This window comes from Solitalea canadensis DSM 3403 (assembly GCF_000242635.2).
In the GTDB taxonomy this organism is placed as follows: domain Bacteria; phylum Bacteroidota; class Bacteroidia; order Sphingobacteriales; family Sphingobacteriaceae; genus Solitalea; species Solitalea canadensis.
Genome location: NC_017770.1, coordinates 2836715 through 2860461, shown reverse-complemented (window position 1 = coordinate 2860461; position 23747 = coordinate 2836715). Strand labels below are relative to the sequence as shown.

12 protein-coding genes are annotated in these 23747 nt (G+C 37.8%); 8 read left to right on the top strand and 4 right to left on the bottom strand.

Features of this window, described 5'->3' with window-relative positions; translation table 11 throughout:
• Positions 1–49: 49 nt before the first annotated feature.
• Positions 50–544: a type I restriction enzyme HsdR N-terminal domain-containing protein gene (locus SOLCA_RS11730; protein ID WP_014680667.1), complete on the top strand. Its 495-nt coding sequence runs from the start codon at positions 50–52 to the stop codon at positions 542–544.
• 137 nt (positions 545–681) lie between these two features.
• Positions 682–1707, top strand: coding sequence for a DNA polymerase III subunit delta (gene holA / locus SOLCA_RS11725; RefSeq protein WP_014680666.1), 1026 nt, complete (start codon positions 682–684; stop codon positions 1705–1707).
• A 73-nt stretch (positions 1708–1780) separates the two neighbouring features.
• Here holA and SOLCA_RS22390 read toward each other — a convergent pair whose 3' ends face one another.
• Both SOLCA_RS22390 and SOLCA_RS11715 read right to left on the bottom strand, forming a co-directional pair.
• The gene (locus SOLCA_RS22390) at positions 1781–2971 is read right to left on the bottom strand and encodes a hypothetical protein (protein ID WP_014680665.1); all 1191 of its coding nucleotides are present in this window, start codon (positions 2969–2971) and stop codon (positions 1781–1783) included.
• Positions 2968–3978, bottom strand: a complete 1011-nt coding sequence (locus SOLCA_RS11715) for a DUF2157 domain-containing protein (RefSeq protein ID WP_042481197.1) — start codon at positions 3976–3978, stop codon at positions 2968–2970. Before SOLCA_RS11715 ends, SOLCA_RS22390 begins: the two co-directional genes overlap by 4 nt.
• 139 nt (positions 3979–4117) lie before the next feature.
• On the opposite strand from SOLCA_RS11715, the gene SOLCA_RS11710 reads away from it, so the two are divergent.
• Positions 4118–4693, top strand: coding sequence for an HD domain-containing protein (locus SOLCA_RS11710; protein WP_014680663.1), 576 nt, complete (start codon positions 4118–4120; stop codon positions 4691–4693).
• A gap of 3 nt (positions 4694–4696) precedes the next feature.
• Here SOLCA_RS11710 and SOLCA_RS11705 read toward each other — a convergent pair whose 3' ends face one another.
• Together SOLCA_RS11705 and SOLCA_RS22385 are read right to left on the bottom strand one after the other, a co-directional pair.
• Positions 4697–6640, bottom strand: a complete 1944-nt coding sequence (locus SOLCA_RS11705) for an adenylate/guanylate cyclase domain-containing protein (RefSeq protein ID WP_014680662.1) — start codon at positions 6638–6640, stop codon at positions 4697–4699.
• 237 nt (positions 6641–6877) lie between these two features.
• Positions 6878–12784 (bottom strand): MBG domain-containing protein, encoded by a 5907-nt coding sequence (locus tag SOLCA_RS22385; protein WP_014680661.1) that lies wholly within the window; start codon positions 12782–12784, stop codon positions 6878–6880.
• 754 nt (positions 12785–13538) lie between these two features.
• Between SOLCA_RS22385 and SOLCA_RS11695 the strand changes: the two genes are divergently transcribed.
• From SOLCA_RS11695 to SOLCA_RS11670, 5 genes are all read left to right on the top strand, one after another.
• Positions 13539–16823, top strand: a complete 3285-nt coding sequence (locus SOLCA_RS11695; RefSeq protein ID WP_014680660.1) for a hypothetical protein — start codon at positions 13539–13541, stop codon at positions 16821–16823.
• Positions 16824–16836: 13 nt separating this feature from the next.
• Positions 16837–20220: a DUF6443 domain-containing protein gene (locus SOLCA_RS11690; RefSeq protein WP_014680659.1), complete on the top strand. Its 3384-nt coding sequence runs from the start codon at positions 16837–16839 to the stop codon at positions 20218–20220.
• Complete coding sequence (locus tag SOLCA_RS11685) at positions 20217–20855, top strand: hypothetical protein (protein WP_014680658.1); 639 nt, start codon at positions 20217–20219, stop codon at positions 20853–20855. The genes SOLCA_RS11690 and SOLCA_RS11685 overlap by 4 nt, the downstream gene beginning before the upstream one ends.
• 816 nt (positions 20856–21671) lie before the next feature.
• Entirely contained in the window at positions 21672–22292 is a 621-nt protein-coding gene (locus SOLCA_RS11675) for an RHS repeat domain-containing protein (protein ID WP_014680656.1), read from the top strand.
• A 359-nt stretch (positions 22293–22651) separates the two neighbouring features.
• Positions 22652–23548 carry a hypothetical protein gene (locus tag SOLCA_RS11670; RefSeq protein ID WP_014680655.1) on the top strand — a complete coding sequence of 299 codons (897 nt, stop codon included), beginning with the start codon at positions 22652–22654 and terminating at the stop codon, positions 23546–23548.
• Positions 23549–23747 lie beyond the last annotated feature (199 nt).

Here is a 23747-nt window from a genome sequence, read left to right as displayed (position 1 = left end):
GATATTTGTTTTGATGATATTTAAAAGTACGGACTGATATAAATCAAAAATGTCAAATACCTACCTTTGCGCCATGCCTCAATTACCTGCATTGAATCTTCCTCCATTTCCTTTTCAGCTAAAAGAAGAAGGAGGGAAGCTGTACATATTTGATGAGATCCGCAAGAAACATTTGATTCTTACGCCGGAAGAATGGGTGCGTCAGCATTTTATTCAATACTTAATTAAAGAACGTAATTATCCAAAGGGGTTAATCAATATTGAAGGAGGTTTAAAAGTGAATGAACTGGCAAAACGTTCTGATATTTTGTTGTTTAACACACAAGGAGAAAAATACTTATTGGTAGAATGTAAAGCCGATACGGTAAAATTGACCCAGAAAGCCTTTGATCAACTGGCGCAATATAATATCACTCATAAGGCGAGAATCATTGTACTAACAAATGGGTTGGAGCATTATTGCTGTGAAATTGATCACGAAAACAAAACCTACCAGTTTTTACAGGAAGTGCCGGTTTATACCACAGAGACGCTAAAACGCTAAGATTATTCCCGATCATTTCAGGGAATCTTATTAGTTTAATTTGTTATAATTCGTAACTCGAAACACGCAATTTTTAATCTTTTTTCTTTGCGTCTTCGCGACTTTGCGAGCATCCTTATAAATCTTACTTTTACGAAATGACTGCTTCGGAAATCATAAAAGAATTAAAAGCCAAAAAATACCGTCCGATCTATTTTTTACATGGGGAGGAAGAATATTATATCGACCTAATCGGTAATTATATTGAAAATAATGTGCTTTCTGAGGCCGAAAAAGGTTTTAATCAAACTGTTTTATACGGTAAAGACACTGATATCATTACTATTTTGAATAATGCGAAACGTTATCCGATGATGAGCGAACATCAGGTGGTAATTGTAAAAGAGGCACAAAATATAAAGTTCGGGAAGGATAAAGGAGATAAGGATCAGGACCCATTTGCGGCATATATTGAGAATCCTTTACGATCTACTGTTTTGGTTTTTTGTTACAAACACGGTAAAATCGACGGTCGTCTGAAAATGTTTAAAAACATTGAAAAAAACGGTATCCTGTTTGAATCCAAAAAACTTTACGACAACCAGGTTCCAGGGTGGATCACGGAACACGTTCAGGAGCAAGGCGTACGAATAAGTCCTCAGGCAACCGCCTTACTTGCAGAATATTTAGGAAATGATTTGTTAAAGATTTCCAATGAATTGGAAAAACTGATGATCAACATTTCTAAAGGAACTGAAATCGGTACAAAAGAGATCGAGGAAAATATTGGTATCAGTAAAGAATATAATGTTTTCGAATTTCAGAATGCATTAGGTAAACGAGATGTTCTTAAAGCAAACCGCATTGTTAACTACTTTGCGGCTAATAAAAAAGAAAATCCTGCAGTGGTGGTATTTGCTACGTTAGCCGGATATTTCAGTAAGATATTTGTTTACCATTGTTTAAAAGATAAGTCAAAACCCGCTGTAGCTTCGGCATTGGGAGTAAATCCTTTTTTTGTGGGCGACTATGAAATTGCTGCCCGAAATTATCCACAAGGTAAAACCATGCAGATTATCAGTCTTTTACGTCAATACGATTTAAAGAGTAAAGGCGTTGGAAGTACCGGCAACACGGAAGAAGGTGAGCTGATGAAAGAACTGGTTTGGAAAATACTACATTAATAATTTAAATAACCGCTAAGACGCTAAGGCGCAAAGTTTATTTCTTTGTGTCTTAGCGTCTTTGCGGTTGATTCTAGAATTTATCTCCGGCGCCGCCGCCGCCAAAATCGCCGCCGCCGAAGCCTGTTTCACCGGATGGTTGTGTTTGGGCAGGACCGAACGTTTGAGCGATAACAACTGCTTCCACATTTAACTTATCCATAAAATGCTTCTCATCTGAATCTTCGTAAGTAAAACCATTTTTAGACGGTGTTAAGTACTTTATAATACTGTATGCAATGCCTATGGCCGCTATTCCGCATAGGGTTAACGTAACTTCAATTGGCATAACGTGGTAGTAATTTCTGAACGTAAATGCTGCAATGGCTATTAATAACAATCCCATCCTGATTAAAACCACATCCTTTTTCTTAATTCCCCAACCGATATAAACAAAAGGAATAGCGATTGTCCATAACCAAAAGAACCAGCCTAATGGTAACGGAGCTTCTTCAGGTAGTCCGGAAATACTGCTTCCTAATTCGCGGACTATAAAATAGTTTCCGGAAAGGTATAAGGTGGTTAAACTTGCAATTTGTAAAATGATAAGACAAATGCTGTAATTCATTGCCTTTTGTTTTTTATCTGTTTTAGCAGCCCAAAGGTAAACCAAGGCCGAAATCAACATTAAAAAGAAAGGAGCGATTGCTATTCCCCATGATGAACTCTTTATGATAATGCTATAACAGCAAAAGAAAAAAGATAAATAGGCGATCGTACACATTAATGAATCGGCAAATCTGAGCGTGAGAAGTGCCGCAAAAACACACAGCAAAAAGGCAGGTATTTCCGGATATACATCCAGATTATCATTCATCATTTTATAAAGCAAAATATAAACACCTGATGAAATTAGTATCGCACTGCAATAGAGTAAAGCATCATCAACCCCTGAGCGATAATGATGTTTGTCTTTTATCATTACTCTTTCTAAAATTGCATAAATGCTTATACCTCCAATAATAGCTAACACAGCAAAACCAGTTTCAGAGTCAATGGCATCAGCCAGTATCAACCCGATCAGGCCGCAGGAAAAAAGTATGATGATGCAGGTCAGAATAAATAAGCCTATTCTGATAAATAAATTCGGAGTGTAAAACCCAACCGGATATTTCTGTTGAATGTTTTTTAGTTCCTCAGCAGATATGTATCCGTTATCGTTGGCTTGTTCAGCTTCCTGCTGTATTTTTAAGTTATCAAGCCAGGTTTTATTGTAGACGATCATGCTGATTTAAGTTTTTTGTTAACGTTAATTAGAAATAAAACAATACCTACTGCTGATCCAATAAAGTACATAAACGCCATGTACACAGCTCCAATGTCGTCCATTGCCATAAATACTCGCACCGCTAAACAACTGATAGCAATATAGCTATAGAGGGTAATAATCAATAAGAAATAAAACGATTTGCTTTTTACTGAATCTATATAATATAGGTAAGCAAGAGCACCTAAAATTAACAGCCAGGCAAAAGCAAAAGGTTGGTAATAGGAAAGTTCCACTTCATAAACTGATAAATAGTAATAGAAGTAACCAGCCAGCAAGGCTATAAAAGTGATATGTAGTCCAAAATTCTGATAGGTAAATTTGAAGTGTTTTTTGATGTTTTGCCGCTCAGAAAAATAGGCTGCAAATAGTAAAATCACCCCTAAAAGTAAAGCAGTATAAATAATACGTTCACTATCAAAATCATTGTCTTGCAAAAAACGGGTAGGAGTGATGGATAGGCCCATCCACAAAGCGAGGTTGGTTATGGCTAAACTTAAAACCCCTAAATGATCAAAGTAATAAGCCACAAAAAACAATACGACCATCGGAATGAATGTGGCCATTCCGTAGTTAGTGCCGAATACAGTATATACATATTGAAGATAGCCGACAAAGGTTAAAAAAGTCAGACATGATAGCAGTAATACGTAATCAAAAAAGGAGTTGGGTGAGTTAACTTTTTCTGTGGAGAATGGCGCTTTCTTTTTGAAGCAATACCAAAAACCAGTACCACATACCATCGCTATAAAAGCTAAAATGGCCTGGTGACCAATGGTATCAATGTTTTTGTAAACCAAAACTCCAAGTCCGGAGCTCAATAACATTACCCCGATATACAATAAGGATTTTAATTCCCAGTGAACTGAAAATAGGGGATTACTGTTGCGTTCATTAATCTTGCTAAAAGACGCATCATTAATCAAGCCTTCAGCATGGAGTTTTTCAGCAAGTTGATTATTCATTGATGTGTTAAAATTGATGTTTTCAGGATGTTTATTAAAGTAAATGTAAGTATATTTAAGTAAAACCATAATTTCTACTCCATTATGGATAATATCCAATTAAAAATCAATAAATTGTAGGTAATCTGTACTAACAGCTATGTATGATCAAGTTTTTGAGGAGTTACGAGTGCTTGTCTTTGATAAACTTTCGAAACTGGACGAGCATTTAACTTATCACTGCAAAGAGCACACAACCGATGTATTAACTCAAAGTGAACAGATCGCTAAACGGGAAGGTGTAACCGATAAGCATCAACTTCATTTGCTAAAAGTTGCCGCTTTGTATCATGATTCTGGTTTTTTAAATACCTATAAAGACCATGAGACTTATAGCTGTAGCCTTTTTTTAATGGATGCAGATCGTTTTGGTTTTAGTAAGGAAGATAAGGAGCAGATAACATCGTTGATTATGGCGACTAAAATTCCGCAGCAACCCCATAATTTATTGGAACAGATTATTTGTGATGCCGATCTTGATTACTTAGGCCGGGATGATTTTTATAAGATAGGGGAAACTTTGCGAAAGGAGTTTTTGCATTACTCCATTGTAAATTCGGATGAGGAATGGGAGACATTACAGATCAAATTTCTGCAAAATCATCATTACCATACAATTTCATCTCAGCAATTACGGGAACCCATTAAGCATCAGTATTTGCTTCAACTGGGATAGGTTTTAGGCAGAAACTTCAATGTTTCGCACTGTGACTTTCTGCTTAACAAAATACATATCTATTTCACCAGCATTTTTAGCAAGAATTTTTCCCCGGTACTCACATTCATATTCATGTTTAATAAGTTCATAGTGTGCTGCTGAAATATTGATCTGGCCGGGTTCTCCATTACTCTCCATCCGGCTGGCAATATTTACCGTACTGCCCCAAATATCATACGCATACTTTTTCTTGCCAACAACACCGGCTACTAACGGTCCGGTATGAATACCAATGCGAATTTCCCATGGTGTGGCACCATTTAACTTTCGTCTGTTATTGATCTCGTTCATGAAGCCAAGTATTTCAAAAGCAGCCTTCATGATATTGATGGGGTGCGTTGAATTAACTGTAGGGATACCGCCGGCGCACATATAAGAATCTCCGATTGTTTTTATCTTTTCAAGATTATTCCGTTCAATGATCGTATCGAACATCGTAAAACACTCACTAAGTTCAGCTACCACCTGTTGTGGAGATAATGTTTCGGCAATGGCTGTAAAGCTTTTGAAATCTGTAAATAACACGGAAACACTCTCGTAATAGCGAGGTGTTGCCTGTCCCTTTTCCTTGAGTTCTTTAGCTACTTCTTCCGGTAAAATATTAGCTAACAGATTTTCAATTTCAACCTTCTGCTGGTCGAGTAGCTTATTTAGACGGATTTTATTGCGGTAATCACGGTACAAAATTAAACCAATAATGCAGATCAGACCTAGAACAGCGATTAACGAGTTTTTAGCAATTTTTTGTCGTTCCAGTGCTAGCTGTTGTAATGCCTTATCTTTGGTAAGAAGATTGATCTCGCCTTGTTTTTTTTGCAAATCGAAATCAAATTGCAGGTTGCCTAATTTTTTATCACTTTCAATATTATAAAGAGTGTCTTTAATGTTGGCATAAAGAGACTGGTATTCAAATGCTTTCTCATAGTTATTGGTTTTTGCATACACTTTTGAAAGCACCTGGTAAATATCTTTTATCTCATGCTTGGCCTGGATTTCTAGCGCCGGAATTTTGGCACGGTTAAAAAAGTACAGTGCCGTTTTAAAATCACCTTTATCAAGGTACACATTTCCCATTCCTATTAATGACTGAATGATGGAGATCTTAATATTCAGATTTTCGGCCAGCGCCAATGCTTTTTGGTGATTTTCTAATGCTTGGTCATATTTCTTTTCACGCTTATACAACTTGCCCATCGCATTGTAGGCATTTAGGCTGCCTTCGGAATTTCCATAAGCCTTTAATGCTTTGTTAAAGTAATGTAAGGCTTTAGTGTCGTCATTTTTATCAAAATAGATAGAGCCAATATTTACGCTAATAGCCCCCAACTCTTCCGTACGATTTAACTCTTCACATAAGGGTAAAGCAAGTAAATAATAATGCAATGCTTTATCGTAAGTAGCATCTTTAATATTATAAACACCTCCCACGTTATTTAAAGCAGAAAGAATCCGTAGTTTATCTTTTGATAGTTCAGCATATTTTAATGATTGAAGATAATTTTCGAGTGCTTTGGCATCATCCCCCTGATCATAATAAATAACGCCTATGTTATTATACAAATTGGCAATACCCACATTGTCTTTTATTTCTTTAAACTGGTTTAATGATTGGGTATAGTTGTCCAATGCTTCCACATATTTACCCTGGAAATAATAGGCGATTCCGATGTTTTTCAACGCATAAGCCCGCCCCTTAGGGAATTTTATCTTCTCAGCCAGTTTCTTTGCTTCAATGGCTAAACTGATTGCTTTTGCAGGGTTATCATTAAATCGTTCCTTGCTTTGCTGCAAATAGTTATTAACCTGAACGGTGTCAGCAAGATTTTTAGTGTTTTCAGTTTGTGAAATTCCATAGTAAGGAACACTAATCAGTAATGCGCAAATGATGATCTTGTTAAACTTCATATAATATTTAGTTACCTCACCTACCTCACCCTAAATCCCTCTCCTCAAGGAGAGGGACTTTTGGGCCAGTGCAAAGTTGTTTCAGTTATACTTCATCCTAAATCCCTCTAAGAAGAGGGACTTTTAGACAGTGCAAAGTTGTTTAGTTATACCTCACCCTAAATCCCTCTCCTTCAGGAGAGGGACTATTCCGAGGACTCCCTTCTCCTTCAGGAGAAGGGCCGGGGATGAGGTGTGTTACTCCTTAATAATCCTTCCTGTTTTGTAACCATCAGTATTCTTTACAAGAATATAATACAACCCATTCCTTAAATCCGACACATCCAGTTCAAACTCCGAATCAGATATTTTCTTTGTAATTCTAACAGGATAAAACTGACCGTATAAATCATACAATAAGCAATTAGAACTGCTGACGGTTAAAGTGCCGTTTATTGCTTTTACTGTAACATTTCTTGCAGCCGGATTTGGAAAAACGGATAGGCTTTCCCCTGCTGAAACATCATTTTTAAAGATGTCAGCTCCGCTCGATTGTTGAGCTGTTGTATTGTTATAAACTTTGGTACATCTAGCGGAAGTAGCGCTTGCATTTGAAGCTACAGCCGTTTTCTTACCACTTTCTATGGTTTTAATTTGCCATGTCAGTGTTTTTCCATCAAATGGAACACTAAAGCGAGTGGTTCCTGATACAAATACAACCGGTAACTGGGTGTCATCAAATGAACCGCTTGATGTCAGCACATTGTCTTCTCCTTTATCGAGGTAAACAGTTTCACTATTTGGGTTGATACACGAGAAGTGTGCAATGTATTTATAGGTTGAACCTTTTACCTCTTCAACACAATCGAGGTATATTCTTAACTTTTTAGTTTGAGGACAATCCGGATTTACATAAAGTGTTCCGTTCTCATAATTAATGGTATAGTTCTTTGCATTGTAGAAATCAACCAGCAATGGAATAATAGCATATTCGCCAGGATTACCTTTATAATAAGGGTAAACCGTAAATTTTACTTTCGGACTTTCATTTGCTTTTAGGGTGATGAATTCTGCTTTAAATTCAGGGAAAGGGTCCTTTTGAGTAATCGTTTCATCAAGTGCCTTAACTGTTAGAGGGGCTTGTGTGATAGTAAGCAAACAGTTTTCATTAATAAAAGTAAAATCATAATTAGGCGACGATAATGATCCCAATGATACCGTGATTGGATATTTACCAGCATCGCTAAGCAAATCGGCCGTTGTAGTAAAATCCGGTTGACCTGAAATTTGGCTGGTTTCAAAAGTATCTCCGTTTAAAAATCCGGTAAATGTGGCGGTAAATGGTGGATTTGGATCGCCATATACTTTGGTTACATTATTGGCTTTTACAGTGAGCAATCCTTTACCTACCGTCAATGTTCCGTTTTCATAGTTTATCAGGTAATTATTCAAATCCGTATTTGCACCTCCGATAGCAGTGCTCGGAACAATTGGATATTGTCCGGCCCCGGCTGATGCAGAGGCGCCGTTGCTGGTCAGCGTAACTGATTTTACCGAATCTTCAAACATTAGGATTCCACTGCTAATCGTAAAGGCCAGTGAATCCAGTTTTAGTGCTGCTCCATAAGCCTTGCTGGTATCATTTGCCTTTATGCTGAGTGCGGCAGGTAAAATGGTAAGCTTTCCGACTTCGTAAGTAATGTCAAAGTTGTCGTTTTGTAATGATCCAGGGATAATGTAGTTAAGGCCGATACTTGAACCGGTTATCATATTTAATGATTTAAGCGGACTTGTTAATCCTTGTCCGATTTCGGTCGAATCAATTATAACTGCATTTTTTTCCTGGCTATTCACAATCGGAATTGCCTGACCGTTTACAATCGTCACAGCCTTGCCGTTCACAATAGTAACGGCCTGGCCATTTACTTGAGTAATTTCTATTCCGTTTACAATTGCAACGGCCTTTCCATTTACAATCGTCACAGCCTGTTTATTTGCGAAAGACTCATCATCAATAAGTCCCCGCGGACTAACAGCCGTAATTGAGGTTAACATGGAAGTTTGAGCCGAATTGACATTAAAATCTAACACCGACTCTTGTGTAATATCAACAACATTACTGGTTTGGGTAATAACACTGCCATTTACCAGCTTTTTATTGGTTATTTGTCGTGCGCCCTGTAATGTTTTTTCTGTAGCAAGAAAACTTAGGCTTTGTACTTCGCTTTCAGAAAGGTTATTAACAATAGGAACAGCTTTCCCGTTCACAATTGTGATAGCTTGTCCATTTACTATTGGCACAGCTTTTCCGTTCACAATGGTTACTGCCTGACCATTTACAATCGTTACCGCCTGACCATTTACGATAGGTACCGCTTTACCATTTACAATCGTCACAGCCTTTCCGTTTACCAATCCTATAACATCTGTTGCTAATTGATTATGATGAAAAGTATAGATGCTGTCGAGAAGATCAATTGAATCGTCTAAATTAATTGAATCCGGCAGTTGGTAAGTATAGCTGATATCGCCAATTTTCTCACCGTAGGTAAGCGTGGTATCTCTTGCAGTTATGGTCAAAGGCATTTTTTCGATAGAGAGCACACCGTTTTCAAAAGTATAAGTATACAACTCCGTGAACCCCGCATCTACAGGATTATTGAGATCGAATATCCTCTGTGGTATTACAATGTAATTGTTAACATTACTGGTACTTGTTGCCGGAGTGTTGTAGGTAATACTATCCAAACCAAGGTCAGTAAGTGTTAAACCTGAACTGTCCAGTGGCTTATTATCCACAGTGATTATTGACGTAAATACGGGTAGTTGTTCACCATAACGTATAATTTTGTTTTCCGCTTTGATTTTGACATTCTTTTTCTGAATCTCAAAGAAAGTTATGGAATTGGAAACACCACCATCTCTGCCCGTTGGCGATTTGGAAGGAGTATACGCCCTGATGGACGGGTTGCCTGTAAATTCAGGGATAGGAGCTGTTGCGGTACTATCATTCACATAATTGGTGGCAAGCGTATCATCTCTGAACAACACCTTTGTAGTAGCGCTCAAATAACTGGCCCTCAGCGTTAGGGTAAAAGGCTCATTTCCGGGAGCCACATTTTCAGGAACCAATAATCGTATAAGTTCTGGCTTAGCCGCCGCTAAAGATTGAATAGCTACATCGGCTCGTATAAAGCCATTACCGCTTATAAAATCAAATCCGGGAGTATTCATATCCAGAGCGGTACTGCTGAGTAATTCTCTTAATTCAGTGTTGTTATAGGGTTGATTATAGTATTTTTTACGAGCCTGTTTGAGGAGTGCAGCAACAGCAGCTGCATGTGGAGCCGCGGCCGATGTTCCGAAGAAATTTGGGATTCTGTCGCTCTCAAGATCAGGTGCATCAAAATTAATGGATGTGTTAATGCCATCGGGAGCAGTAAAATCCGGTTTTTGCCTGGTTTGACCATTAATAGGAGTACCTCCCCAAGAAGAGAAACTTTCAATCAAAGGAGGGTTTACACCTGCAGCAGGAGTTTGAGTATAACGAACCGCACCAATGCTAAAAGCTCCGGCAGCATTTGCTTGTCCGACAATGGTGGAATTGCCTGAATTATACTCATTAATGGTACCATCACCTCTAAATATTATGTATTTAAACGAAACCGATCCCGTGCCTGACGGACGAGTAATCAGAATGTTAGTGGTTGTTGGAGAGATAACGGTAAAAGGCAGTATTTCGATAGGATCACCGCCAAGATTATTGCGGTTAAAGCCAAATAAGGTGGAGCCGTTATCGTCTGTGAGGTAAATATCCAGGTCGTTTACGGTTCCGGTTTGTGTTTGTCCAAGCGAATAAAATGCGTCTTGCCATTGCAATACAATCGTATAATCTCCAGGTTGCAACGAGATGTTTTGCAGCACGTCTCCAGTTCCGCTAAAATTATGTGCCTGTCCCGAAACCCCAGCCGGAGGGGTAGCAGGAACAAAAACACTTTGATAGGATTTGTTGCCGAAATTACCCGCTGAAGTAAAATAGGCGACCCCTTGTGCACTAACCTGATCTACTGCTTGGGAGACCACCCCATCCTGAAAAAACGGTTCGGTGATGAAGGTCACATCATCAACAATAACATCACAGTTAGTCGCTGCAAGTTGAAGTATTCCCTGCGCCAGATCTCCCGGACTAATAAATCCGGTTCTGAATGCCAGCTGTGCCTTTGGTGCAATATCATGGATAATCTGGAGCATAGCTCTTCCTTCATCCACCCTGCGTCCGAAAGGAAATTCCATTAAAACTTGTACCGGTACAGGATAGGCTGAATTATTTAATCCAGGAAGATCGCCATTGGCTACATCTGTTTGTGCCGGGTTGCCCGGACGAGTATTATAGCTATCAGATAATACACCAACTTTTATACTATCTCCATCGAGCTCATATCCATTTCGGAGATAATTGGTCCGCATCACTATATCTCCTTGGGAAGTGGTAATTCCTGCACTACCTACTGGAGGAAATAACGGGCGACAGTAATTAATCAGTTGCGGTAACTGATTTAATTTAGTGAGATTATCAATCGGTATGCGACCCGAAACAATGAATTGAGACTCACCATTGTCAATAAGGTTGGTAAGGCCGTATTCGTTTGTTTGCAATAAGGACTGTAGTTGTTGAAACTGCCCCTCAATCGCAATTACTTCTACCCAAACACTATCACCACTAAGTACAAATATTTTCTGTTCAGGATCCTGAATCGAGTCGCCATATACTGCCAGCGACGTCAGTTCGGCACCTATAAGACTACTATCTTTGCCATTTACAGGAGGAGGATAGAATGGTAAAATACAAGATTTATAAGTGACGATTACAGTATCTGAAGCCGAACAGCCATCTTTAGTTGCTGTTAATACATATGTTCCTTTTGAATTGACCGTTGGCGATAAAGTGTTTTCTCCCGTAACGATATGTCCACCGTTTAATGCAGTCCATTTAATTTGTACCGGAGCTGTAGTGCAGGATCCGTTTAAGGTAACTTGAGTTTGTGGACACGTAAATTCAACATCATCACCTGCATTTACCTTTGGCGGAGTACATTCAGTAAAAGGACAATAGGTTATTTTTACTCCACATTGAATATTAACAACTGTACCACTTAGTAATGCACCTTTTACACTTGAAGAACTGGAACCACTTCCAATATTAATGCCGCCGTACGGAGCCCAGATTGTTCCAAACCACTCTGAACAACGATTATTTGCAAGATAATTGGTCATGGTCCATGCATAATTACCTAGTTTGCAACTATTACCGGTTCCATGTGTTTCTGCATAAATTCTTGACGCATCACCTCCATTAATGATATCTACATTGCTGATATTTAAGTCAACATCCCCATGAATGTATAGTTTAATAACACCGGTTTTATCACCTTTGAAATCAAAAATAAACTTGTTGGGACTAGCGCCTGAATTCTTAATATAACTGAAAACATAGGTTCCGGTCCCTGAAAAAGTAATGGTTTTACCTCCCGTTAATTCCATGGGCCCGTAACAATTCGGAGTAAGTTCTTGGGTTTCGGTTATCTTTTTATCTCCTGCTTTTGGAAATTCAGTAATTGCAGGCATCTGAGGTAATATGGGAAGCTTAGGACTCGCGTACCTCTTTCCTCCTGAAGGTGAAGGGCCATAATATGAACTTCCTTTCGGTATAGTTACCGTCCCCAATACGCTTCCGCTTCGGATGTATACTGAACCTTTAACATCAATATTTCCCTTTAATTGCTGCGAAATTCCGGTTTTTAAAACGTTTCCAGATTCTTTTCCTGAATTGGCTGCAGCAATTGTCCCCTTTACTAACGTGTAATCACCAAGATAGATAGTGCCATTGCTGTATAAATTGCTATATATCGACGCTTTTCCAAGTACTTTAATGAGTTGATCACTACCAATCGAGCCGCCAGTTATACTGGAGCCTTTTCCGATAACAACCGCATGGGAAGGAGTAGCTGAATAAGTTTGAGGAGAGCTTTGATTGAAACCTCCCGATACGACAAAGTTTTTAACCTCAAGTTGTTGACCCAATAGGTTAAAGGGTATTAACAACAAAAAATGAATACAAACAACGCCTACATTAAATAAAATACTACCTCCAGGTGAATTTTTCATAAGAATTGAATATTAAAAGTGTGCTAACAGAATCTTTTTGATTCTTGTCTAGTCTATTTATTGGTACGGAGGTAAGAGCTAATTCGGGAAAATCAGGAAAAATATATAACGTTTGTAACGTAATGGTAGTTAGAAGGATATAAATGGTAACAACTATATTAAATTAACAATTTTATGGAGTTTATGAAATAGGAAGTTCAAAAAAATGTTGAAACAAGGATTTAAGGTTATTATACATTAATAAGTTTAAAGGATTTTCGATTATACCCCATTAATGTTGCGTATTTATTTGTTAGGATACAGTATTGTGTTTTTGTTTTCAGTTTTTTCTTAAAAACAAAAAGTAGGTACTTAATTAAATGTTACGAATAGTAATTATAAATAATATTTGACATCTTTGGATCTATCTATGAAACAATATCAAAGCCTATTTTTTTATTATTAAATAACTATTTGACATCATGTGCCTAACTTTTTCATGCCGTTTTTGAAATAATTTCCTTTTTTTAAAGTGAAACTAAAAACTAATTAAATACCTATTAGTTTTTTTCGAGTATTTTTTTGATCCTTTTATACCTTCCTTAGTAAATGGACTATAACTAAAATGAAAGAATTAATCTGAACAAAATAGTAGTAATTATACAACACAATTATTCGCCAATATCTATCCTAATGATAATCAGCAATTATAGCTGAGTTTGAACTGCAGTTATAAAGCATTAATCCAAACACTACTTATTATTAAAGTATTTTTATGAATAAATTTTTCTTAGTAAGCCTGATTGTATTGATTCCATACATACTTAGGGCTCAACAACCTGAAGAATCACAAGTTAAATTGCGGCAGGTAACGCCGCCATCTCCACAGGCTTCTGCTTTAGGAAAGTATGGAGACATACCTGTCGGTAACTTTACAGGTACTGCTGATATTTCAATTCCAATTTATAGTTTAAAAATTAAAGATTTCACACTCCCTGTGGCAATTTCTTATCATACTGGAGGAATTAAAGTGGAAGAAACAGCCACTAATGTGGGTTTAGGGTGGGCACTCAGCTATGGCGGAAACATTTCTGTTTCAGTCAATGGTTTGAATGACTTTGAGTCGAATGGCTTCTGCAATGTAATTAGTGATCCACTGAAGCGACTTCCGGATCAGCCTTTCCCGAGTAACAATGTTTATAACTGGTACGCCGATGGGGGAGGGGATCTTTATAAATTTGCGGTAGACGCAGCTGAGGGAACAACTGATACAGAACCTGATCTACATTATTACAGTATACCTGGAAATTCAGGCAAATTCTACTTTGACCAATATGATCAGGCTCATACAATTCCTATGAGTGCACTAAAAATTCAACATTTTGATGGTAAGTATCAAATTACGGATGAGAAAGGTATTATCTATTCATTTGAAGATGTTGATCAGAGTGTTTATGATAATACATGTAATGTAGGAACTGTTACAGGTAATTTTTTACTTACAAAAATCCTATTACCGGATAATAACTGGATTACATTTACCTATGTCAATAATCAATATTCTTTACTAACAGCGAAACCTGAAACCAGAACCAAACTAGCTGCCGGGCAGTATGGCCCAACCATTCTGGAATGTAGCAACATGGCTAATACGATTACCATCAGAGAACGGGTAATTACAAAAATTGAGTCAAGCACAGGCACTACAGTTCAATTCAACTATGGAACAGATCGTTTGGATCTACCCGGAACGAAAAATTTAGCCTCTATCGCAGTTTTGTACCAGGGACAAACTAAGGAAACATATGAATTCAGACAATCCTATTTTTCAGGAACAGAGAGTCGCTTAAAGCTGGATAAAGTTATCTGTAATACCAATCAAACTTATGAGTTTGAGTATGAAACAAGTGTGAGCTTGCCGTCACGCCTGTCTTTTTCTCAGGATCATTGGGGTTATTATAATAACAAATCCAACAATACCTTACTGCCTTTAGACACTGAATATGGCTTTACAACTGGCGCAGATCGTTCACCTGATTTCAATTATGCAAAAATGGCCATTTTAAAGAAAGTGATTTATCCTACCAAAGGGTACACCATCTTAGAATATGAGCCTAATGATTATGTTTATTCGGGGGTAAAGAATGTTGATGTTGAAAAATATAACAACCTGTACAGTGTGGCAGATCAAACAGTAACTAAACAGTTTACTCTTCCTGCTCCGGCGCAAGTTCTTTCAGTCCGGGCTTTTTATAATGCGGTTGCGATGAATCCGGGAGATGAAATCCCGATGGATGCGCCTTGCAGTATTTCTTTAAGCGGCCCGAATGGCTATTTTAGTAGCTTTCAGGGGGGTTCACTTAGTCAAGGTGAGTTGCTAACAGGGCTTGCTGCAGGCACTTATACCATGGATTTAACTACTACCGGTAGTTATCCGTCCGGTTATTTTAGCATTACAGTGGTAGAAAGAACATCCACTAATGTTACTGAAAACAGGGAAATAGGCGGCTTAAGAGTAAAGAGAAAAACAGATTATGATGCGATTACTTCTAATAATAAAGTGACAAGATATCTGTACAAAGATGAAAAAACAGGACTTTCAACTGGCAAGATTAATTTTCAGCCTCAGTATACTTATTTGTATACACATGCCAATATGAAGGATGTGATTTCTTTTACAAATTATTGGAAACAGGCAACAAGCTCTATATTTCCATTAGGGAGTATTAAAGGTGGAAGTGTTGCCTATACAACAGTAACTGTATTAAATGGTGAAAACGGTGAGAATGGCAAAATAGTTTATAATTATTCATTCTTTCCCCCGTATAACATACAGAATTCCTTCCCTTTAGTACCTACTTCAAATGAGGATTGGCATAATGGATTATTGCTCAATGAAAAGTCGTATAAGTATAATTCGCCAAACGATTTTTCATTGATCGGTCAAACGATCAATTATTACAGTGATAAAAAGGAAGAAGACTTCTGGAATGCTCATTATTCAGCACAAAGCTTAAAAGCAAATGAATATTTACGAGGATGGGCCATTAGGATTATTTATAAAAATCCTCCGGGAACTTCCGGTTTATCATTTACGCCGGCAACATTTAGTTTTAATGATTATCATTTGGAGTCTAAATGGTTAAGACTGGATTCAACTGTAACTCGCCAGTATTATGGTACGGATTCCGTAAGTACAAGCCAATTGTTTGAATATGGAAATCCTGCACATTTCCTTAAAACAAAACAGACTGTATTAGCGAGTAACAAAATTAAGTATTCAACAGAGTTTAAATACCCGCAGGATTCGTTTACCGGACTATCAGCTACTGCTGAAACAGCAAGACAACAATTAGTTGCTAAAAACAATATTACAGCACTAATGGAAAGTAGCAGATATGTTGGTGCTACCAAACTGGAACAGATAAGAACATCATACAAAGTATTTAGCAGCAATTTGTGTTTACCAGAAACTATAGAAGCCCAATCAGGAAGTGCAGAACTAGAGAAACGGGTTCAGTTCAATAATTATAATACTTACGGTAATTTATTAAATCAATCGCTTACGGATGGAGCCAAAATAGGCTATCAATGGTCTGCTGCCAATCAATCATTGCTTGCTGAGTGTAAAAATGCCGCAGAGAATGAGTTTTATTTTGAAAGCTTCGAGGAAGATGCAGCCGCTTCAATAGTAAAATTTCATACCGGAAAGAAATGTAATTACAATCGCAATTTTACAGTTTCGTTTACAAAACCCAATACCCGTAGCTACCTGATCAGCTGGTTTGAATTTGACGGAAGTAAATGGGTATATAAAGAAGAAACCTATACCGGAAGCAAAGCTTTTACGACTACCCAATATGTGGATGATATACGTGTGTATCCGTTTGATGCCCAAATGACAAGCTATACCTATGATCCGTTGGTGGGCATGACCAGTGCTACGGATGTCAAAGGACAAACAGCCTTTTACGAATATGATGAATTTGGGCGGTTGAAATACATTAAGGATGCCGATGGCTTCATTTTAAAAGACCATACCTATAACTACAAACAATAAACCTACCAGCCATATGAAAAAACATTTTTCTAGTAAAGGTGCGTTAAGTGCTTTATTGACCTTTTGTAGCCTCGGACTTTATGCCCAGAGCAGCAATCAGAACTATGTGCAAACCCGTACGCCGCTGGTTCCGGTAACCACGGCAGCAGCGCAAAATGCACTCACCTATACCCAGCAGCAAACCTCCATCCAATATTATGATGGATTGGGTCGACCACTACAAACAGTACAGAAACAGGCAACTACCAATGCCAAGGATATCGTACAGCCCTTTGAATACGATGCTTTTGGACGGGAGGTAAAGAAATACCTGCCTTATTCTAATATCACCGGATCACAGGATGGCAGTTATAAAACCAATGCCTTAACTGCGGGTCAAGGCGTATGGGCGCATTATAAACTGGCCACCCAAAGCATTGATACGACCAGTTTCCCGTTTGCAGAAACCATGCTGGAAGCTTCACCTTTAAACCGGGCGACCGAACAAGGCGCTCCGGGCAAAGCTTTCAGGGTTTTAAAAAATGCCTCAGGAGCCAGTACGCTTTTAGGTAATACTGTAAAGACTGAATACGGCACCAATACCGCCACGGAGGTGAAACTCTGGACGGTCACCGCGAGTGGAGCTACCGGAACGACCAATTACGCGGCTAATCAGTTGTACAAAACCATCCTGATGGATGAGAATTGGAGGCCTGCTGATGGACTGCCCGGAAAAGTAGAAGAATTCAAGGACAAAGAAGGAAAAGTAGTATTAAAGCGAACATTCAATAAGAATCCAGCCGGAACCACCGAAACCCTCTCGACTTATTACGTCTACGATGATTTTGGCAACCTGCGTTACGTGCTTCCTCCGGCTGTAACGGTTAGCAGCTTTATTGAGACTGATGCTCTGTTCAAAGACCTGATGTACGGTTATCATTATGACAGCCGCCAGCGGGTGGTGGAAAAGAAGATCCCGGGCAAAGATTGGGAATACCTAGTGTATAACAAACTGGATCAATTGGTACTAACCCAGGATGGTAACCAGCGGGCAGCCAAGGAATGGACCTATACTAAGTACGATGCGTTGGGCAGGATCACCAGTACGGGTAAATATGTTCATGCAACGGTTGTAACCCAACCCCAGATGGTGACAGCGGTGAATGCCAGCACCACTCTATGGGAAAGCAGACCTGTTGGCAGCGATTATACCAATGCTGCCTTCCCAACCAGCGGCGTAGCACAGGTCTATACGGTTAATTATTACGATGATTATTCGTTTCCTCAAGCCAGTACCTATCCACCCCAGACCGATACCTTAAATACCAGGAGTGATATAGTTCGCGGCCTGTTAACCGGAACGAAGGTAAATGTGTTGGGTAGTGCCGATTTCCTCTGGACGGTGAATTATTACGATAAGGAAGGAAGGGTGATCCAGCAACATAACCAGAATTACGTGGGTGGTAAGGACGTGATCAATACCAAATACAGCTTCGTTGGACAACCTTTGGTAGTCAAACGGGTACATACCAATAACAAGGGAACAGGGACCCAAACCTTTTTGTACTGGTATCAGTATGATCACATGGGAAGAAAAACAAGAGTCCTGCACAAGGTGATCAACGGAACGGTGAATGCTGCCGCCCAACCAGTGATTCTTGCCGATTATGCCTACAATGAATTGGGGCAATTGACGGCTAAAAAGCTGCATTCAATTGATAAGGGACAAAGCTATGCCCAGGTGCTGGATTACCAGTACACGATTCGGGGCTGGCTGAAAAAGATCAATGACCCGGCACAGATATCGGCTACATCTGCTGATAAAGCGGATAAATTCGGGATGGAGCTGAAGTACGATAATAGCAGCACGCCACAATTCAATGGTAATATTTCCAACATGCTATGGCGTGGAACCAAGTTCAGCGCCCCGATGATGGAGTATGCCTTTTCTTATGACAAGCTGAATCGTTTGTTAAGAGCCCAAAGTATGCAAGGTGGTAATTATGAAGAACGAGTGGACAGCTATGATGTAATGGGTAATATCCTAAAGCTAAGACGCTGGAATGACAACAATTTAATTGATTCGCTCATATACACCTATAAGGTACCAAACTTAAGCAACCAACTGGATCATGTGGATGAAAAGTCCAATGCGGCTATCCCGTATAAAAGTCAGGGCTTTAAAGAGGTAAATGATATCCAACAGGTAGGTGAATACAGTTACGATGTTAATGGAAATATGCTGATCGATAAGAATGCAGGCATTACCACCAATATCCTATATAATTACCTGAATTTGCCGCAAATGGTAGTGAAAGAAGGTACTGCCATCAATTACCTGTACGATGCAAGTGGCAGAAAACTACGTAAAACGGTTGGCACAACGGTTGATGACTATGTGGATGGATTACAACTGCAAACCGTTGGAACTACCACTACGATTAAGTTCATATCGACAGAAGAAGGAAGAGCCAATTGGAATGGAGCAACGAGCGCTTATTATTATCACTATGACTTAAAAGACCATTTGGGCAACACCCGTGTAACAATTAGTGAAGCTGGAGCAGTATTGCAGGAAGACAGTTATTATGCTTTTGGAATGCAGATACCGGGTAAGTCATTTAATCCGACAAATAAATATCTTTACAACGGTAAGGAGTTACAAGCGGAAACAGGATGGTATGATTATGGGGCTAGGTTCTATGATCCAACATTGGGTAGGTGGAGTGTAGTTGATCCGCTTGCAGAAAAGATGCGCAGGCATTCACCATATAACTATTGTTTCGATAATCCGATTAGGTTTATTGATCCGGATGGAATGTCACCAACTGGTGGGCCAGGACCTGTTCCCAACATAGGAAACCCTATGTATCCCGTACTTGAAGGTGTGAGACAATATATGCAAGCGGGGCTTGGTTTACTTGATAATCTATATACTAGTGTAACTTTAACGGGGTCCCATGTAATTTCGAACGTAAAAGTCTCATTGGGATTAGCAGAAGGTACAGTTACAAATACTGAGAAAATAAGTAATACAACAGAGGCACGGTTTAACTTTAAGGAGTTTATGCAAAATGTTGATAATAAACCAGCGGGCCCGCTTTTTAAATTCAGTAATGAAACAAAAATTACGAATGAAACAGAATATGAAGTTTCAGGAAAAATAAACTTAGTAGATACTAAAGCAACTGGTACCAAAAGTAAAGATTTACAAACAAGTCAAACTTCTCAGTCATCTGAAGTGACAGTAGGAAAGAAGAAAATAGGATTCTTTTTGTCTAATGAAAATACTGCAACAAGTTCAAAAGTTGACATTGGAATAAAATCAGATTTTAATCTAGATCTTGGAGGATTTAGTTTTTCAATCGGAATTAAAGCGGGTGCTAAAGTTTATGAAGAAAAAACTAATACGAAATGAGTTGTAATAAATATTTAAGTTTAGTAACTGTAGGTATAATGAGTTTAGTAAGTTGTAATAATTCTCCAAATTCTCAATCAGGAAATGTTACTGACCATACTATCAAAAAAGGTATTACTTTAGATTCAACTAAATGGAAATGTAAAGTAATTTCAACTGATGTTATTTGTTATCCAAATAATTGGAAAGAATTAAATCAGGATAAGTTTTTTTTCTTTTCTTATTTGAATAATAATGATTCCGAGACATTTTTTGTAGTGAATAGATTGAACGAAAAAGAAATAAAAATGGATGTAAATGGTTATTTAAAAGAGGTATACAGACAACTTACAGCTGATACGATTGAACTTTGTGAAGGTTATACGCTAAAAGAATTAACATTTCAAAATAATAGAAAAGCATATTATGGAGAATTCTTTTCGAAAAAACATGGAAGATCATTTTTTACACGTTCATTTTTTCTTACATATAATAGTTTTATTTATGATATCACATTAAAAGTCAATGAAAGAGATAGAGTTAATTATTCAGATATTTTTCAAAATATACTTTATAATATTAAATCAAGTAATAAACATTTATTTGATGAAAAGGATTTATTGAGGAATGTTAGAGATATTGACTTAAGTAATTAAGAGCTTGATTTAATCCATTTATTGTTGAAAGTCTTAGCCTAAGAGAGACTTCAACTTCAAATAAAACAGAGGTTTCTGACTGGAATAAAGCATTATCAATGAATCGTATATTCAAGATAACGATTTTACGCTTTTTACCCAGTCAGAGACTTTATTGTATGTAGTCCTAAATGACATTAGGCTGAATACCTAAAATATCTGAGTCAGTCTGAAAAACTCTACTTGATTTCCCAATAATTTTCATTAAATGAAAATTCAATTCCCTTCAAATTGATATCTTTCTTTATCGCTATGAATATCAATCTGAACTGTCTTATGAAAAAGTTTTATCTAATAATAGCTCTGTTGTTCATTCCATTGTTAATGTTTTTTATACAGAAACTTTATATTAATCCAAAATCACAAAGAAATTTAAACAGTATGTTAGGAGCGGAGCTATGAGGTTTCATGCATACAAAAACAATTAAAGAGACTTCTGTTTATATATGGTTGATAGTTTAAATAAAGTCAAAATGTTAAAAATGGATACTTTATATGAATCTGAGGCATTTAATAAACCCAGATGTGATCAATACCAAATACAGTTTTGTAGGTCTGCCCCTTATACAAAGTCAAATTAAGAAACAACAAGGGGAGTTGCAAAAAGTTAGAAACCAATTACAGCACTCCGTTGTTGTAGGTGTTCGGACGGATGTTCTCCGAGGAGTTAAGCGCAGCGTCTCCTCGGAGTATAAATAAAAGGGAAGACTGTGTCTGGCCGAAAGCATAAAGCCAGCCTTATACAAGGTACCGAACCTGAGCAACCAACTGGATCATGTGGATGAAAAGTCCAATGCGGCTATCCCGTATAAAAGTCAGGGCTTTAAAGAGGTAAATGATATCCAACAGGTAGGTGAATACAGTTACGATGTTAATGGAAATATGCTGATCGATAAGAATGCAGGCATTACCACCAATATCCTATATAATTACCTGAATTTGCCGCAAATGGTAGTGAAAGAAGGTACTGCCATCAATTACCTGTACGATGCAAGTGGCAGGAAGCTGCGTAAGACCGTAGGTACAACCACTGACGACTATGTGGATGGTTTACAACTGCAAACTGTTGGAACTACCACTACGATCAAGTTCATGGCAACAGAAGAAGGCAGAGCCAATTGGAACGGAACTACTAGTCCATACTATTATCACTATGATCTCAAAGACCATTTGGGCAACACCCGTGTAACAATTAGTGAAGCAGGAGCAGTTTTACAGGAAGACAGTTATTATGCTTTTGGAATGCAGATACCGGGTAAGTCATTTAATCCGACAAATAAATATCTTTACAACGGTAAGGAGTTACAAGCGGAAATTGGTTGGTACGATTACGGCGCCAGGTTCTATGATCCGACATTAGGTAGGTTCACTGCCTACAACTATCACTTAATCAAATGATCGACTTTGTTTAATTCCCCGTTCTCGGAATGATCAGTAACGTCACTTTCGAGTAAATATAATACAGATGATTCTGTCCGGCAGAAAGCAAAATGATTGTTTTATGCTCTCGGCCAGACAGAGCCACCAATGAAACATCTTCCAAAATAATAGTAAATGAACCGACGATTTACTTTTTAATATTCGGTTCATTAGTAGTCTTCCAGTTCATTAAAACTTTGAAGAGACTGCTTAGACGAACGCTTCAAAAGAACAAGGTTATCATGATTATAAGTTATCAAGTACGTTACATAAATACATTATAAAATTAAATAGTTATATTTAAATAGCTGTTATACAAATATTTAAAATATAAATCTATGAAAACGCTCTCTCTCTATCTATTAGCCTTATTGGCTTTGATTGTCTATGGTTGTCAGAAAGATATTCCAACCGAAGAAGACATAAAAAAGGAAAATAAAATAAGTAAAACCATCTATTTGCCAATTCAAATTGATCAAATACAGTTCCCTGGAGGTCGTACGATTAAGTACTATTTGGAATATGAAAATGATGAAGGTGATTTGAAAAAAGTAACCACCGTTCCAAGAACCTATGATCATATTTTTTCATACACTAATGGAAAATTGAGTGAAACTCAAAGCTCTTGGGATCATTATCAGTCAACACTGGGTGATGCCTTTGCAACATATACCTATTTAAATAACAAAATTGTTGGATCAATATCTAAGCAATGGGAAGCGAGTCCAAAGCCCGGGGCTGTACCTGATCAGAATGGACACTATCAAGACTCTGATTTAGTATGGGAATTAGTAACAAATGATGTATCTAGTTTTACATGGAATAGTAACTGGATTATTAAGAGAAAGAGTACCCGTGATTGTTATAACTACGAGTACGATGAGTTTAATATGCTACTGAGTCATATGTTCGATGGTTATAGTCCTACCTACACAGATCAACATTATTTTCATAACGATAAAAATCATTGGATGAAAGATATTAAAAATCAATATTTTATAGCTGGTTCTTTGCCTTTTGGAGGCGTATTCCAAAAGGATTTAACAAGAATGCAGATAATGAATTTACTAGGAGGGGCAACAGTCCCTACAGAATATAATTATTATTTTGAGAGTAAATACAATGAGGATTCCTACCCAATAGAAACTACTGTGTCAATTGGTTCCGGAAATGAATCTCCGGTTGTTTCAGCAAAGTATTTATTTACTTACAAGAAAGTGGTGTTAAACAATTAGTTAGTAAAAGTCTTGTGGAGTGGTTCTCCGTTCTCGAAAATGTTAAGCGAAGCGTCACTTTCGAGTAAATATAGTACAGAGGACTCTGTCCGGCAGAAAGCATAATGATTCTTTTAAGCTTTGGGCCAGACAGAGTCTACCATTTTATTAAAGCTTTGAAGTGACCGGTTAGATGAACACTTCAAGAACAAGGTAAAAA